The organism is Nocardia sp. NPDC056100 (assembly GCF_042266325.1).
In the GTDB taxonomy this organism is placed as follows: Bacteria; Actinomycetota; Actinomycetes; order Mycobacteriales; family Mycobacteriaceae; genus Nocardia.
Window position 1 is genome coordinate 2,247,116 of sequence record NZ_JBHJVY010000001.1, and the last position, 17,064, is coordinate 2,264,179.

General features: G+C 69.1%; 7 protein-coding genes and 1 tRNA gene. 3 read left to right on the top strand and 5 right to left on the bottom strand.

Features of this window, described 5'->3' with window-relative positions; translation table 11 throughout:
- Positions 1 to 38: 38 nt before the first annotated feature.
- The gene (locus tag ACFC0O_RS10475) at positions 39 to 9,359 is read right to left on the bottom strand and encodes a fatty acid synthase subunit beta domain-containing protein (RefSeq protein ID WP_375955518.1); all 9,321 of its coding nucleotides are present in this window, start codon (positions 9,357 to 9,359) and stop codon (positions 39 to 41) included.
- 389 nt (positions 9,360 to 9,748) lie between these two features.
- Between ACFC0O_RS10475 and ACFC0O_RS10480 the strand changes: the two genes are divergently transcribed.
- Positions 9,749 to 9,830, top strand: a tRNA-Leu gene (locus tag ACFC0O_RS10480).
- A 133-nt stretch (positions 9,831 to 9,963) separates the two neighbouring features.
- On the opposite strand, the gene ACFC0O_RS10485 is transcribed toward ACFC0O_RS10480, so the two are convergent.
- From ACFC0O_RS10485 to ACFC0O_RS10495, 3 genes are read right to left on the bottom strand one after another with little or no spacing between them, the layout of a single operon-like run.
- On the bottom strand, positions 9,964 to 10,221 hold the full coding sequence (locus ACFC0O_RS10485; RefSeq protein ID WP_375955520.1) for an HPr family phosphocarrier protein: 258 nt from the start codon (positions 10,219 to 10,221) through the stop codon (positions 9,964 to 9,966).
- Between the two features lie 37 nt (positions 10,222 to 10,258).
- Entirely contained in the window at positions 10,259 to 11,209 is a 951-nt protein-coding gene (locus ACFC0O_RS10490; RefSeq protein WP_375955522.1) for a 1-phosphofructokinase family hexose kinase, read from the bottom strand.
- Complete coding sequence (locus ACFC0O_RS10495) at positions 11,206 to 11,973, bottom strand: DeoR/GlpR family DNA-binding transcription regulator (RefSeq protein WP_375955524.1); 768 nt, start codon at positions 11,971 to 11,973, stop codon at positions 11,206 to 11,208. The genes ACFC0O_RS10490 and ACFC0O_RS10495 overlap by 4 nt, the downstream gene beginning before the upstream one ends.
- Positions 11,974 to 12,118: 145 nt before the next feature.
- Between ACFC0O_RS10495 and ACFC0O_RS10500 the strand changes: the two genes are divergently transcribed.
- A complete protein-coding gene (locus ACFC0O_RS10500; protein WP_375955526.1) occupies positions 12,119 to 13,807 on the top strand; it encodes a phosphoenolpyruvate--protein phosphotransferase in 1,689 nt (562 codons plus the stop codon).
- A gap of 45 nt (positions 13,808 to 13,852) precedes the next feature.
- Here the strand turns inward: ACFC0O_RS10500 and ACFC0O_RS10505 are convergent, their stop codons facing one another.
- On the bottom strand, positions 13,853 to 15,808 hold the full coding sequence (locus ACFC0O_RS10505) for a PTS mannitol transporter subunit IICBA (protein ID WP_375955527.1): 1,956 nt from the start codon (positions 15,806 to 15,808) through the stop codon (positions 13,853 to 13,855).
- Between the two features lie 195 nt (positions 15,809 to 16,003).
- Between ACFC0O_RS10505 and ACFC0O_RS10510 the strand changes: the two genes are divergently transcribed.
- Positions 16,004 to 17,062 (top strand): zinc-dependent dehydrogenase, encoded by a 1,059-nt coding sequence (locus ACFC0O_RS10510; RefSeq protein WP_375955529.1) that lies wholly within the window; start codon positions 16,004 to 16,006, stop codon positions 17,060 to 17,062.
- Positions 17,063 to 17,064: the final 2 nt, after the last annotated feature.

The following is a 17,064-nucleotide window of genomic DNA, read 5'->3' on the forward strand; positions in this document are numbered from 1 at the left end:
GTTGGGATGTTCAGCTATGCGGGCTGAGTATTACCGGATTACCGGCAGGCCGGTCCCGGCGGGACCGCGACATAGGTTGCGTCCGAACCCAATCGGGCCTGCGGCGAGAGCAGCAGATCCGCTTCGAGCTGACGCGACTTCTTGGCCGGGGTGCCGTCTCCGCCGAGGCGGCGATCCGCCGGGCGCTCGTACAGCGGCGCGCCGCCGCACATGGCCTCGGTCAGGCGCTGACGTCCGGCGAGCTGACGCTCCTGCGCCTGACGCTGGTACGCCTCGCGCTTATCCGGATCCAGCGCCGCGATGAACGCCTGCGGATGCACGATGGCCACCAGTCCCGATACGTGGCCGAAGCCGAGCGAGGTGACCAGACCGGCCTTGAGCGGGAAGCGATCTCCCATCTCCATGGCCTCGCGGACCCACACCAGGTGCGGGTACGCCCGCATCTTCTCGTCCACGCAGTCCAGGCTGCGGTTGGGCGGGATGACGCCCTGTTCCAGCACCTGGCACAGGCCGATCATCTGGAAGGAGGCCGCGCCGCCCTTCGCGTGACCGGTGAGGGTCTTCTGCGAAATCACGAACAGCGGAGCGCCTTCCGAGCGGCCGATGGCATCGGCGAGGCGCTCGTGCAGCTCGGACTCGTTGGGATCGTTTGCCGCGGTGGAGGTGTCGTGCTTGGAGATCACCGCGATCTCGTCCGGCGCGACGCCGAGCTTGCGAAGTTCCTTGGCCAGCTTGGATTCCGCGCCGCCGCGACCCGCGCCGAGCGCACCCAGTCCGGGGGCCGGGATGGAGGTGTGCACGCCGTCCGCGAAGGACTGGGCGTACGCGACCACACCGAGCACCGGCAAGCCCATCTCCAGCGCGACGGTGCCGCGAGCGAGCAATACCGTTCCGCCGCCCATGGATTCGACGAAGCCGCCGCGACGGCGATCGTTGGCCCGGGAGAAGTAGCGATCGCTGATGCCCTTGGCGGACATGACGGCCGAATCGGCGGTGGCGGACATATCACCGAAGCCGACTATGCCCTCGATGCCGAGATCGTCGTAACCACCGGCCACGACCAGATCGGCCTTGCCCAGCTTGATCTTGTCCACACCCTCCTCGACGGAGACCGCCGCGGTGGCGCAGGCGGCGACCGGGTGGATCATGCCGCCGTAGGAGCCCACGTAGCTCTGAACCACATGCGCCAGAGCGACGTTCGGCAGCGCCTCCTGCAGGATGTCGTTGGCGTGCGGCTCACCGAGCAGGTTGTCGATGTACAGCGAGCGCATGGAGGACATGCCGCCCATACCGGTGCCCTGGGTGTTGGCCACCAGCGACGGGTGCACCCACTGCATCAGCTCGGCGGGGCTGAAGCCCGAGCCCAGGAACGCGTCCACGGTGCAGACGATGTTCCACAGCGCCACCCGGTCAACCGAATTCGCCATATCGGCGGAGATGCCGAAGCGGGTCGGATCCCAGCCGGTCGGGATCTGGCCGCCGACCACGCGGGACAGCTTGGCCTTGCGCGGCACCCGGATCTCGGTGCCCGCCTTGCGCGTCACCTGCCAGTCGCCGGTGCCCTCGACGGGTGTGACGACCGTCTGCTCCGGGTTGGCGGCGTAGAAGGAACGCGCCTCGGACTCGCTGTTCACCACGAAGGACAGGTCCTTGTCCAGGAACACCGAGGTGAGCAGCGGCGCGGTGTTGTCCAGCATCTGACCGTCGTCGGCGTACCGGCGCACGCCGCAGCGCTCCACCACGGTGTCGTGGTAGCGCTCGGCGAGCTCGGATTCGTCAACGTAGTCACCGGATTCGACGTCGTACCAGCCCGGCTTGGGATCGTTCTCCCAGGTGACCAGGCCGGTGGTCCAGGCCAGCTCCAGCACGCCCGCGGCGGAGAGCTGATCGGAGACCTCCATCTCGAAGCGGGTGCGCGCCGAGCCGTAGGGGCCCAGCTCGCCCGCGCCGACGATGACGACCATGTCATCGAGATCGGCTGTGACCGAACCCCATTCGGGGACGGGCAGCTTGGAGGACAGCGTCGGCGGTGCGGGCAGCGCCGAAATCGTCTTGGCGGCAACGGCTTCGGCATCCTCGGCCGCCTCGGCCTGTTCGCGCGCCTGCTTGGCGAGCGCGGGCAGGTCCAGCTTGGCGCGCGCCAGGCCGCCGGTCAGATCGATCTGCTGCGGTCCGGACGCGGTGACGATGCGAGCCCGCGAGGTGCACCACTTGAGCAGCTCATCGGCCATCTCCAGGGTGGACCAGGTGTGCACGCCCGCCGCTTCCACGGCCTCGACCAGCGGATCGTTACCGCCCATGAGTCCGGTGCCGCGCACCCAGCCGATGAGCGCGTGCACCAGGGTGACCCGCTCGGACCAGGTCTTCTCCGCGCGCCACTTGGCGACCACGGCATCGAGCGCGGCCTTGGATTCGCCGTACGCGCCGTCGCCGCCGAACATGCCGCGGTTGGGCGAACCCGGCAGCACCACATGCAGTTTGGCTTCGACATTGTGATCCGCGCCGAGCTTGGACAGACCGCCGATGAGGCGCTCCACCGACCAGAGCAGAACGCGCATCTCCATTTCGGCGCGGGCCCCGGCGTCGGCCAGATCACCGGCGACGCGAGGTGCGGCGAACGGCAGCAGCAGCGTCGGGATCATGGCCTCCTTGACCAGAACCTTCGCGCCACCGGCATTGTCGACCTGCTCATTGCCGACCCAGTCCATGAGGGCGTCGATATCGGCGTAGGAGGCCATATTCGCGGGCACCACCCAGAGGGCCGCGCCGTTGCGAGCGTTCTCGCGGTACAGCTTCTTGTAGAAGGCGATGCGATCGTCGTTCAGCGAGGACGTGGTGACGACGACGGTCGCGCCGCCGGCGAGCAGGCGTCCGGTCGCGGCGGCCGCGATGGAACCCTTGCTCGCGCCGGTGATCACGGCGATGTCATCGGACCAGACGCCCGGATCGGCCTTGGTCAGCGCGGCCTCGGCGATCTTGCCGTAGAGCCCGGCCAGTACCGAGCGGGCCTCGCCCATGGCGCGGGTGCGCCACCAGGTGGCCTGTGCCGCAACGGCTTCCCCGGCGCCGATGTAACCGTCGACGTCATGCTCGCCATCGCTGCCGAACCACAGGCGCGCGAGATCCTCACGCGCACTGGCCCAGCGGTCGTCGATGAGCAGCGCCTTGCGGGCGTCGAACGCGGGAGCGACCAGGCGCGGCCAGTCGGTGCCGAGTTCGGCGGAGACCAGATCGACGAGCGAATCGTCGGAGGCTTCCGGCGCGGACACCTGCTCGCTCAGGCCCAGCTGCTCCAGCACCACGCGGGCGGCGGTGGCCAGCACACCGTTCGAACCGGTGATCTGCTCGGTGAATTCGCCGAGCGCGGCGGCGTCGACGGTCGCACCGCCACCGCCACCGGCGGACGGCATGGATACCGCGACACCCCGGCGCGCGGCCACGGCCTGCACGGCGGCATCGATGGCGGCGTCAACGGCCGCACCGTCATTGAGGCCACCGGAGACCAGTCCGCCCAGATCGCCACCGCGTACGGAAGCGCCTTCGCGGGTGCCGAGCGACACCTCGGCGGTGACATGGCTGGCCCAGCCGTCGCCCAGTTCCCAGACCTTCTTGACGCGTTCGGCGATGGCGGCGGGCCGCTTACCGGACGGGCCGAAGACCTTGCGCAGGTGATCGCCGATGGAATCGGAGAGCACCGAACCGAACGGCTTGTAGGTGCGGGCCAGGCGGTCGACCGTATTGGCCAGCGCACCCATATCGGCATCGGCCGCACCGTCGATCGCGCCCAGCGAGAGTTCCGCGCCGAGGTCGACGAGCAGCTGATTGCGGCGCGAGGAGACGCCGTCGCACAGGCCCTCGATGGTGTCGACCGGGCCGATCTGATCCATCCGCAGCTTGGTCCACAGCGCGATGAGCACGCGGGTGGCGTCGGCGGCGGCGAAGCCGATGTCGTCCGGACGCGGGCCGCCGGTGGCGACCGGGGCGGCAGCGGGGGCGGCGGCAGCGGCCGGAGCCGTTGCGGCGGAAGCGGTCTCGGCCGGGGTGTCCTCCGGCTCGTCCACCGGTGCGGGATCGGTGTCGGTCGAGTACACGATGGCGGCTTCGCGCTCGATATTGAGCACCTCGACCGTGGTGTCCGAGAACGCGGGCAGCTTGAGGGTGTTCGAGGCCAGGTTCGCGACGGTGGGCGTCGCGGCCAAACCGACCTCGACGAACCGCTCGACGCCGAGGCCACCGTGCTCGGCATCGGTGAACAGCAGATCCTGGGTCTCGATCCAGCGCACCGGGCTGGCGAACTGCCAGGCCAGCAGCTCGACCAGCACCACGCGGCACAGCTCGGTCGGCCGGGCGGCCCAATCATCCCAATTCGCAAGCACTTCGGCGAGCGGTTCGGACGGCACCAGATCGGCGATCTCCTGGATGAAATCGCGCTCCAGGTTGAACAGTCGCGGCACCAGGTTCGGAATGTAGCGTCCGACAAGGAGTTCCGGGTGCAGGTCGGCGGGCAGCAGGCCCTCCAGCTTGATCCGGAATTCCGGCACACCGGCGCGCAGCACGGTGGAGTGGAACGGCACATCGATGCCCGGGATCACCACGAACGCGCGCTTACCGCCGGTTTCGGCACGCAGCCGCTCGATTTCGGTTTCGAGGGCCTCGAGTCCGGCGACGGTGCCCGCGATGGCGTACTGCGAACCGCGCAGGTTGAGGTTCACCACCTCGAGGAACTCACCGGCCTGCTCGCCGATGCGGTTCACGAACGGGATGACCTCGTGATCGGCGATGCCGATCTGCGACGGGCGGATGGCGGCCATCCGATAGTCGCTCAGGCCCTGGGCATTACGCGGCACCAGCTCGTGCATGGCGGAGCCGCGCTGGAACACCACCTCGAGTACGGCGTGCAGCGGCAGCACCCCGGCCACGGCCGAGAGTGCGTTGTACTCACCGACGGAATGCCCGGCGAGCATTGCCCCTTCGATGAAGGCACCGGCCTCGCGCAGTTCCGCGACCTGGGCCACGCCGAGGGTCGCCATGGCGACCTGGGTGAACTGGGTCAGGTGCAGGACGCCCTGTGGGTGGCGGTATTCCACGCCCCGCGCCTTGAGGTAGGTCGGGTTATCGCGCACCACGGCGAGAATGGAGAAGCCCAGGGCCTCGCGGGTGTGCTTGTCCGCCTCGTCCCAGACCTCCTTGGCGGCCTTCGAGCGGGTGCGCGCGTCCAGACCCATCCCCTTGGTCTGAATGCCCTGGCCCGGGAAGGCGTAGACGGTCTTGGGCGGTGCGACGCGGCCGGTGCCGGTCATGACGAGATCGCCCTCGATGCGGCAGGAGACCTCGATGATCTCGGTGCCCTGATCCACCGCGACGCGCTCCACGCGCACATCGATCTGCGCACCGGGGCGCACCATGCCGAGGAAGCGGGTGGTCCAGGCGGTGAGGGTGCGCGGCGGCACCTTGTCACCGGAGTCGATCGCCGAAACAGCATGCTGCGCGGCGGCGGACAGCCACATGCCGTGCACGATCGGGCTGCCGAGACCGGCCAGCTTGGCGGCGGCGTCGGAGGTGTGGATCGGGTTGTGGTCGCCGGAGACCTGAGCGAACGCGGCCATGGCGCGCGGTGCGGTCAGGGTGACATCGCGGCGGCGGCGACGCGGGGTGTCGGAGGTCTTGTCCGACAGCGAGCCACCGGCGCGCGGCGGATCGGAGAGTTCGCCGGCACCGGTGCGGCCGCGAATGGCGAAGCGCTCGGTGAGGGTGGCGACGGTCGGCATGGACATGCCGGTCTCCGGCTTGTCGAGCATGCCGGAGATGCGCACGCGCACCTCGACGACGCGGCCCATATCGGTGTCGATGGTCTCGCCCGCTTCCGCGCGGACGGCGAGAACGCTTGCGGCGGAAGGCAGTTCGCCGATGAGCTGGATCTGGTGATCCAGGTGCACCAGGTCCAGCATGCCCTCGATGACGCTGCGGTCATCGGCGGTGCGGGTCGCGCCGAGCACCGCGAAAACGGCCGGCCAGCAAGCGCCCACGAGCACATCGGGCACGGTGCGGCCGAGGGTGCTGAGGCTGTCCGGCAGGCCGGAACCGGTGACGCCGGCGTGATCGGCGATCAGGTCCGGGCTCCACGCGACATTGAAGTGCGCGACCTTCGCGCCGTCGACATTCTTGACCTCGGGCAGCGACTGCCCGGCGGCCACGGCCAGCAGCGCCGACATGGCGGTGGTGGCATCGTCCTCGGTGATGACCGGTGCGCCACCGTTGTACACGCTCACGGGCACGGTGACGCGGATGCGCACGGCGTCGCGGCCGAGCAGCGGGACGGCCAGCTCGACGTAGGCGTGATCGTCCTCGGGACCGGCGATCGGGGTCAGGGTGGCGCCCGTCGGCGGGTGAATCGCGCCCTGTCCGTTCAGGGTCCACTCGCCGAGATCACCGAGGCGGTGCACCGGGTTGACGGTGGTGCGACCCGACCACTGCACATCCGGTGCGGCCAGCACGATATCGATGGCACCGGCGGTGACGGCGGCGCGGCGGCGGCCGTCCACGGCGGCCGGGACGACGCCCGCGCGCACCAGCGAGTAGGCGGTGTCCTGTTCGAAGCGGTCCAGCAGTTCACCGACCGGCTCGTCCACGCGGGTGATGCCCGCGACGGCGACGGTGCCGGGGATGACGCACACCTGATCGGCGCTGTAGCGCGGATCATGGGCCTGCCACAGCGAATCCGAGCGCCACCAGCGGCGCACATCGCCGTCGACGACCGGTACGAAGTTGACCGGCTTGCCGGGGGTCTTGCACAGGCTGGTGAAGAACGGGACATCCGCGGGGTGCAGCACGGCCTCGGCGATGGCCGGGTACTGCTCCTTCAGGGTGCAGATGGCCTTGACCGGGGTCTCGAAATCCGCGTCGTCCGCGAAGAGGGTGTCGATCTGCCCGCGGTCGGCCGGGTTGAGCCGGGATTCGGTGCGGCGCACCATTTCCGCGAACCGGTCGCGCCAGGTGATGTCCAGCCAGACCGAGGCGGTGGCGTCGGCGATGGCGGAGGCGAAATCGCCGCCGCAGTCGAAATCCCTGCGCCGGTCCAGGCCGACGGCGAGCTCGACGTAGCGCTCCAGCCATTCCAGGTAGGTCATGGTGGCGACATCGCCGAAGTACGGCTTGGCGGTGCCGTTGAGAGCGGTGATGATCTCGTCGCGGCGCGCGGCCACGGCGTCGGCGTCACCGGCGACCTCGTCCAGCAGGCGGCCGGTGCGCGAGGCGGAGTTGTCGATCTCGTGGATGTCCGCGCCCAATTGGCTGCGGCCGGAAGCCATTCCGCCGATGGCGGTGCCCGCGCCGACCCAGTCGGGGGTGCCGGGCGTATCGACCAGCAGCTGCTTGACCTCGGGGGTGGTGGTGGCTTCCAGGGCGGCCATGGCGGCGGTGCCGACCAGCACGCCGTCCAGCGGCATGACCGGGTAGCCGTAGCCCTGCGACCAGGAGCCGGTGAGGTACTGGGTGGCGCGCTCGGGGGTGCCGATGCCGCCGCCGACGCAGACGATCACATTGGCGCGGCCGCGCAGTTCGCCGTAGGTCTCGAGCAGGAGGTCGTCGAGGTCCTCCCAGGAGTGGTGGCCACCGGCGCGGCCGCCCTCGATATGCATGATGACCGCGTAATCCGGTGCGGCGTCGGCGATTCGGAGCACGGCGCGGATCTGCGCCACGGTGCCCGGCTTGAACGCGACGTGCGTGATGCCGACCTCGGTCAGCTCCTCGATGAGGGCAACAGCCTCGTCCAGCTCCGGAATACCGGCGGTGACGATAACGCCGTCGAACGGCGCGCCCGCGCTACGGGCCTTCTGCACCAGGCGCTTTCCGCCGAGCTGCAGCTTCCACAGGTACGGGTCCAGGAACAGCGAGTTGAACTGCACCGAACGGCCCGGGTGCAGCAGCGTCTTCAGTTCGGCCACGCGGTCGGCGAAGATCTGCTCGGTGACCTGACCGCCACCGGCCAGCTCGGCCCAGTGGCCCGCATTGGCCGCCGCCGCAACGATTTTCGCGTCGACGGTGGTGGGGGTCATGCCCGCGAGCAGGATCGGCGAGCGACCGGTGAGCTTGGTGAACGCGGTCTCCACGACCACCCGGCCATTGGGCAGGCGCACCGGCTTGGGCGCGAATTCGGCCCAGGCGGGGGCGATTTCGGGGGCCGCGCCGGGGGTGAACAGGCTGCGCTGGCCCGGGCGGGTGGAGGCGGCGAGCACGCCGACGCCGGTGCCCTTGAGCGATCCGGCGGTGAGGCGGGTGAGCAGATCGCCCGGGCCGAGGTCCAGGATCCACTGCGCGCCCTGGGCGACGGTGTCATCGACGATGGCGACCCAGTCGATGGGATCGACGAGCACTTCCTGCGCGAGGGCACCGGCCAGTTCGGCGTCCAGGCCGCACTGCCCGGCCCAGCCGGTGACCAGATCGACGGTCTCGGCGAGCGCGGGGTGATGGAAGGCGACCTCGACCGGAATGTCCTCGAAGACCGGGGCGAAGACCGAACCGCCGCGCTTCTTGGCATCGCGCTCGGCGGACTGCTCATCGTGAATCTCGGCGGCGCGGCGGCGAACTCGATCCAGCTGTGCGACCGGGCCGCTCAGCACGGCGCGGCGACGGCCGTTGCGGATGGAGAGCACGGCGGCCTTCTCGGCGTCCACACCGCGCGAGACCTCGTCGACGACGGCCTGCAAACGCTCGGGGTCGACATTGGAGACCGCGATCATGGGCGAGCGGTCGCCGATCGGCATGAGGCCGCGGCGGCGGGCAACCAGTCCGGCTGCGGCACCGATCAATTGGGCGATGGCCAGCAGTTCGGCATCGCGCTGTCCGTGCGCCTGCGCGGCGGTGGCGGCGATCCGGCCCTGTGAGTGCCCGATGACCGCGGCCGGAGCCTGGGTGACGATATCGAGGCCCTGCAGGCGCAGCGCCCGCAGTGCGGCGATCTGGGTGAGGAACACACCCGGCATGGAGACCGCGGCGGAACGCAACACCTGCGCGGAGGGCGCCGCCGACACCTCCCCCTGATCCGGGTCGGCGAGCTCTTCCTCGAGCATCCAGCCGACGGGGTCGAACCCGACCGGGCGCACCACGAGCAGTTGCGCGGCAACCGGTTCCAGTTTGGCGGCGGCCTCGTTGACCAGTGCGGTCAATTCGGGCTCGAGCGCACTGTCCCGCCCGATTTCCTCGAGCTCGGTGAGCCAGGCGGCGCCCTGTCCACCGAAGGCCAGCGCGTAGGGCGCACCCCCCAGCAACCGATCGAGCAGCGACGACCTGACTCCACTATCCCGGTTCTGTCGGGCCCGTTCGGCCTTCGATCCGGTTCCGGTGCTCTCGTTGATCGTCAAGACTTCGACTTCCTTCTCCTGGCGTCCCCGTCCCCACAGGACTGGGCCGCGCTCACGGTGCGCAGGTGTTCCTCCGGCCAACTGGCCCTGGTAGACGCCGAGGATTCCACAAAATCATGAGGTTCTCCTCATGTTTGGTTACCACCCCAAGACCTACCCTCGAGTATTTCGGCACGGCCGTACCAGAACGCCCGCAAACATGACCCTCCCTCATGTTTGAACCCGCTGGTGAGGCCGGTTACACCCGTGTAGGAAATATGAGGGCTCCTCACATTGCCATTTATCAAATCGTTATAATCCCTGGTAGGGTTACCGACCAGTACGCCACACCGACCCGATGCTTCGCGATCCTCGTTTCGCCCGGTAAAGTTTGGACGGTCGTACCGTTAGCGCGAGTGGCGAAATTGGCATACGCGCCAGATTTAGGTTCTGGTGTCCACGGACGTGCGGGTTCAAGTCCCGCCTCGCGCACAAGAAATCCCGGCATACCGCCCATCGGGCAGTAGCCGGGATTTCCCATTTCAGACCGGTTGCCAGCCGCCCTCGACGCCCGCCTGCAATCTTCAGGCAAATGCGACTTCGCTTTGGGTATCGGACGATTCGGTCAGGCGTCGAGGTCGGTGGCGACCAGTTCGGCGATGCGGTCCAGGGTGGGCTCGTCGTCACTGGCGACGGTGACGGCGGTGCCCTTGGCCGCGCCCAGGGTCATGATCATGAGGGCGGAGCCCGCGTCCACCGGGTCGCCCCCGGCCACGGCGAGGGTGACGGGAATGCCCGTGGCCTGGACGGTTTCGGCGATGATATTGGCCGGGCGGGCGTGCAGGCCGACCGCGGAACCTACCTCGACGGTTTTGCTGGGCATTTCGACTCCTTTGTGTGACAGGTGATTACGGCGTCTGTCAGCGATGTGGCTGGAGGTTCAGGGCCGTGACGGTCACGGCGGCCGGATCGAGGTGGTGCGGGCCGGGCAGGCCGGTGCCGGGCAGGGCCGCGGCGGCGGTGCCGCAGGCCACGGCGCGGCGCAGGCGATCCGCGGGGGTCGCGCCGTCGAGATCCGCGAGCAGGTATCCCGCGAGGGCGGAGTCACCCGCGCCGACGGTGCTGCGGGCGGTGATCGCGGGAGCGGTTGCGTACCAGGCCCCTTCGACGGTGACCAGGACGGCTCCGGCCGCGCCGAGCGTGGCGAGCACGGCGTCCACACCGCGCGCCACCAGCGCCCCGGCCGCGCGGGCGGCGGCCGCCGGATCGTGCAGTTCGCCGGGGTCGGCCCCGGTGAGCTGGGCCAGTTCCTCGGCATTGGGCTTGAGCAATCGCGGTGCGGCGGAATCGAAATGCTCGGCCAGGGCCAGCAGCGGCGCGTCCGAGGTATCCACGGCGACCCGGGTTCCGGGCAGCCGCCGCAGCAGTTCGACGTACCAGTCCGGCGGCACCAGCGGCGGCAGCGAGCCGGACAGCACGACCCAGTCGGCATCGTGAGCCAGGCCGATGAGCGTATCGGCCAGGGCATTCCGCTCGTCCTCGGCCAGCGGGGTGCCCGGTTCGTTGATTTTCGTTGTGGTGCCGTCGGTTTCGGTGAGGGTCAGATTGGTGCGGGCCGGGCCGCCGCACGGCACCGCGCGGAAGTCGAGTCCGGTCTCGGTCAGCGCCCGCAGCAGCGGATCGCCGGGACTGCCGGGCAGCACCGCGATGGTGGCCACCCCGGCCGCGGCGACCACGCGAGAGACGTTGACGCCCTTGCCACCCGGATACGAGGTGGCCGCGCGGGCGCGCTGCAGGTCACCGCGGCGCAGCGGCTCCGCCAGTGCGACGGTGTGGTCGATGCTGGGATTGGCGGTGAGCGTGACGATCATGCGATCACCACTTCGATCCCGCTCTCGGACAGTCCATCGCGCAGCGCGGGCCGCAGTTCGTCATCGGTGATCAGCACGTCGATATCGGTGATGGGCGCGAACCGCATCAGGTCCTCGCGCCCGGCCTTGGCGGAGTCGGCGACCACCACCACCCGGTGCGCACCGGCCACCATGGCGCGCTTGACCGCCGCCTCGTCCGGATCGGGGGTGGATAGCCCGTGGGCGATGGTGAACGCGTTGGCGCCGATGAACGCCACATCGACCCGCAGATCGCCGAGCGCGCGCAGGGTTTCCGCGCCGACCGCGGCCTGGGTGACCCCGCGCACCCGCCCGCCGAGCAGATGCAGCCGGACGCCCGGGTAGCCGCACAGCCGCGCGGCGATGGGAACGCAATTGGTGACCGCGACGAGTTCGCGATCGGCGGGCAGCTGGGCGGCGATCCGGGAGGTCGTGGTGCCCGCGTCGAGCAGGATGCTGCCGCCGGTGGGCGGCAGGAAAGCCAAGGCGGCCTTGGCGATCCGGTCCTTCTCGGCCGCGCGGGTGTGCTCGCGCTCGCCGGTGCCGAGCTCGACGGCGGTGAGCGCGGCGGCCGGCATGGCCCCGCCGTGCACGCGGCGGAGCACGCCCGCGCGGTCGAGTGCGGCCAGATCGCGGCGCACGGTTTCGGTGGTCACGTCGAACTGTTCCGAGAGTTCGGTGACCGATACCCGGCCGCGCTGGACGACCAGCGCGGCGATCGCCTCCTGCCGCTCCTCGGCGTACATCCGAACCTCCGATGGCGTTGTTGTTTAGTGTTGTTTTATGCCCGAACGTGTTGCTTTGTCAAGTGCCGCGAGTAACCTGGGTCACACCGATCGGGCCGATGACGTGGCCGGATCGGGCTCGCGAATGGCGTGGAGGAGACCGATCATGACGCGATCATTGCAGGAAAACGACGGTTCGACGGTGTTGCACGGCACACCGGCGGTGCCCGGGGTGGTCGCGGGGCTCGCGGTACGGCCCACGCCCCGGGTGCGCCCGGAGATCGGGTCCGAACCGCTGGCGGAGTCCGAACGGGCAGCACAGGCCGAAACCCTGCGGCAGGCCGCCGACACCGTCGCCGAGCGCCTGCGACTGCGCGCGGGCGCGGCCTCGGGTGCGGCCGCGGAGGTGCTGAGCGCGAATGCCGCCATGGCCACCGACCGCGGCTGGCTGGGCGCGGCCGAGAAACTGATCGCCACGGGCACGCCCGCCGCCGCTGCCGCGATCACCGCGACCGAACAATTCGCGGCGCTGTTCACCAAGCTCGGCGGTCTGATGGCGGAGCGGGTGACGGATCTGCGCGATGTCCGCGACCGCGTGGTGGCCGAACTGCTGGGCACGCCCGAACCCGGAATTCCCACCCCGGCCGAGCCCGCGATTCTGCTGGCCACCGACCTCGCACCCGCCGATACCGCCGGGCTCGACCCGAAACTGATTGTCGGACTTGCCATGTCGCTTGGCGGGCCGACCGGCCACACCGCCATCATCGCCCGTCAATTGGGGATTCCGTGCGTGGTCGCGGTCGAGGGCCTCGATGAGGTGCCCGCCGGGACCGACATGCTGGTCGACGGCACCCAGGGCCGGGTCATCCTGCATCCCGATGCCGAGCAGGTCGCCACGGCCGTCGCCGAATATCAGGTCGCGACGGCCCGCGCCGCGCAGTGGTCCGGCCCCGGCGCGACCGCGGACGGACAGCGCGTCGAGGTGCTGGCGAATGTGCAGGACGGTGCCGGAGCGCGCGCCGCCACCGGCAGCCCGGCCGAGGGCATCGGCCTGTTCCGCACCGAATTGTGTTTCCTGGACCGGGAATCCGAGCCGTCGGTGACCGAGCAGGCGGAGCTGTACCGGCAGGTCCTGGACGCCTATCCGAACGGCAAGGTGGTGGTCCGCACCCTCGACGCGGGTTCGGACAAGCCACTGCGCTTCGTCACCCATCCGGCGGAGGCCAACCCCGCGCTTGGCGTGCGCGGCATTCGAATCACGGTGCGGGACAGCGGCATCATGGATCGCCAGCTCGATGCCATCGCGGTGGCGGCGCAGGGGCGTGACCGTATCCCGTGGGTGATGGCCCCGATGATCTCGACCGTGGCGGAGGCGAAATCATTCGCGGCCCAGGTCCGGGACCGCGGCCTGATCCCCGGGGTGATGATCGAGGTCCCGGCCGCCGCGCTGCTGGCCGAGGCGATCCTCGCCGAGGTCGACTTCGCCTCGATCGGCACCAATGACCTGGCGCAGTACACCATGGCCGCCGACCGCATGTCCCCGCAGCTGGCCGGATTCACCGATCCCTGGCAGCCCGCGGTGCTGCGCCTGGTCGCGCAGACCGCGGCCGCCGGTCAGCGGCTCGGCAAGCCGGTGGGCGTCTGCGGTGAGGCCGCGGCCGATCCGCTGCTGGCCGGTGTGCTGGCGGGTTTCGGCATCACCTCGCTGTCGGCGGCGGCTTCGGCGGTCGGTGCCGTGGGGGCCGCGCTGGCGGCGGTCACCATGGACGACTGCCGCCGCGCCGCCGCGGCCGTGCTCTCTGCGTCCGATCCGCGGGCCGCCCGCGCGGCCGCCGCCGCGATCATTCCGCTCTGAACGACTGTGGCCGGTGGCGACTGCCACCGGCCACAGTGGGCGCGCTCAGACGCGCACGCTGCCGAGCACCGCCTGGATCTCGGCGGGTGTGCTCGCCGTCCGCAGCCGCTCGATCTGTTCCTTGTTCACGAATACCTGGGCGATGCGGGTGAGCAGCGCAAGATGATCGTCCCCGGCCCCGGCGATGCCGATGACGAATTCGACCGGCTTACCGTTCCAATCGATGGGCTGCGGATAGCGCACCACCGAGATCCCGGTGTGCCGGATACCCGTCTTCGCCTCGTTGGTGCCGTGCGGAATGGCGAGACCGTTGCCCATGAAGGTCGATACGGAACGTTCCCGCTCGTGCATGGCCGCGATATACGTCGCGTCGACCGCGCCCGCCGCGACCAGCAGTCCACCGGCTTCGTCGATGGCCTCGGCACCGGTGCGGGCGACACCGGACAGCACGATGGAATCGAGGGCGAGCATCTCACCGTTCGAATCGGCTTCCGGCGCAGCCGGTTCCGGTGGCTGCGGGGCGGCGGATTTCCCGGCCCGGCTGACCAATCCGACGATCTCGTCGTACTCCGGACTGTTCATGAAATCGTCCACGGCCACGTGGATGGCGGACGGTGTCCGCTCGCGCGCCCGCGCGGCCAGATCGGTATGGGTGACGACGAGATCGTAGCTGTCGGTGAGATTCGCGATCGCCTGGTTGACGACGCTGACTTCGGCGAACCCCGCGTCCCGAATCTTTTTGCGCAGCACCGAGGCTCCCATGGCGGAGGACCCCATGCCCGCATCGCAGGCGAACACGATGGTGGAGATCCTGTCGGGTGCCGTCAGGACGGCGGAGGCGATGGAGCGCTTACCCTTGAGCGCCTCCATGGCGGCGGTGGCTCCGGCCAGATCCTGATCACTGTCGCCGCGGTCGGTCCGCAGTAGCAGCGCCGCGACCGCGAAAGACACTCCGGCGGCGCCGAGTACGGACAGCGTCACGCCGAGATAGCTGTCGCTGGCGGTCTGCGCGTACACCGCGATGATCGATCCCGGCGCGGCCGGGGCGCGCAGTCCGGAGCTGAACACCACATTGATCAGCACACCGGTCATACCGCCCGCGATGGTGGCGAGGATGAGTTTCGGCTTCATCAGCACGTACGGGAAGTAGATCTCGTGGATGCCGCCGAGGAAGTGAATGATGATCGCGCCGGGCGCGGACAGTTTCGCCGCACCCTTGCCGAACAGCGCGAAGGCCACCAGCAGTCCGAGGCCCGGACCCGGATTGGCTTCCAGCAGAAAGAGGATCGATTTGCCGTTGGCGGCGGCCTGGCTGGTGCCCAGCGGTGTCAGGATGCCGTGATTGACCGCGTTATTGAGGAACAGCACCTTCGCCGGTTCGATGAACAGCGAAGTCAGCGGCAGCAGATCGTGATTCACCAGGAAGTTCACGACATTGCTGGCCAGCCGGCTGAACGCGGATACCAGCGGGCCGATGCCGAAGAAGCCGACGACCGCCAGCGCCGCACCCGCGATGCCCGCCGAGAAATTGTTCACCAGCATCTCGAAGCCAGGGCGAATCTTGCCCTCCCACAGCGCATCCAGCTTCTTGATGACCCAGCCGCCGAACGGCCCCATGATCATCGCGCCCATGAACATGGGCACATCCGCGCCCGCGATCACGCCCATGGTGGCGATCGCGCCGACCACCGCGCCCCGGGTGTCGTAGACGATGCGGCCGCCGGTCGCGCCGATCAGGATCGGCAGCAGATAGGTGATGGTGGGAGCGACTATGCCGCCGCTGGCGTAGTCGCCCCAGCCGCCGATATGCGCGACCCAGCTGCCCGCGCCCCACTGATCGGTGATGGACCGGATCCAGCCCTTCTCGATGAACAGGGCGGTGAGCAGGCCCCAGGCGATGAAGGCGCCGATATTCGGCATCACCATGCTGGACAGGAATGTGCCGACCCGCTGCACGCGCACTCGGGCGCCGCCGCGGGTGGCCGGTGGGGAGATAGACATAAGACTTCCTCTGAACAACTCGACCGAGCATGTGACCCGGGCCACATCTCTTGTGGTAGTAGACCGCATAATCGGACACAATGACAAGAGAACGGGCATAAATGGGCACAAATCCGTGTGGCTTTACGCCCGCATGACCGTTACGGTGGACTCGAGCGGTCAGCTCACAGCAATGGTGGGAAGGAAGAGAGCCTCATGAAGGCCCTGCGCTTTTACGCACCCGAGGACATCCGCCTCGAGGACATCGCCGAGCCCGAATGCGGTCCGGACGAGATCAAACTCCGGGTGCGCAACTGTTCGACCTGCGGAACCGATGTGAAGATCCGGCACAACGGGCACCAGAACCTCACTCCCCCACGCACTCTCGGACATGAGATCGCGGGCGAGATCGTCGAGGTGGGCGCGGCGGTGAACGAGCTGTACGGAACCGAATGGCGGATCGGCGATCGCGCGCAGGTCATCGCGGCCGTGCCGTGCGGTAAGTGCCACGAATGCGAGAAGGGCTGGATGGCGGTCTGCCAGAACCAGACCTCGGTCGGTTACCAGTACGACGGCGGATTCGCCGAGTTCATGATCGTGCCCAGCCAGGTGCTGCGGGTCGACGGTCTCAACCGCATTCCGGAGAACGTCGGATTCCCGGAGGCGTCCGCGGCCGAACCGCTGGCCTGTGCGATCAACGCGCAGGAACTGCTCGGCATCGAACCGGGCGATACCGTCGTGGTCTTCGGCGCGGGTCCGATCGGCTGTATGCACATTCGCATCGCGCGCGGCGTACATCGTTGCGGCCCGGTCTATCTGGTCGATGTGAACGCGCAGCGACTGGCCCTGTCAGCGGCCGCGGTGCGGCCCGACGAGGTGATCAACGCCGCCGACGTGGACCCCGTCTCCCGGGTCATGGAACTGACCGGCGGCCGCGGCGCGGATGTCATCATCACCGCGACCGCCGCCAACATCACGCAGGAGCAGGCCATCGCCATGGCCGCGCGCAATGGCCGCATCTCCTTCTTCGGCGGGCTGCCCAAGACCAATCCGGTCATCAGCTGCGATTCCAATGTGGTGCACTACCGCCAGCTGCACATCCACGGGGCCAATGGATCCGCGCCAGAGCACAATCGGCGCGCGCTCACCTATATCTCCACGGGTCAGGTGCCGGTCGCGGACCTCATCACCGATCGCATCCCGCTCGCCGAGGTGCTCGACGCGTTCACGATCGTCGAGAGCGGCGCGGCCATCAAGGTCACCGTCGAGCCCTGAAA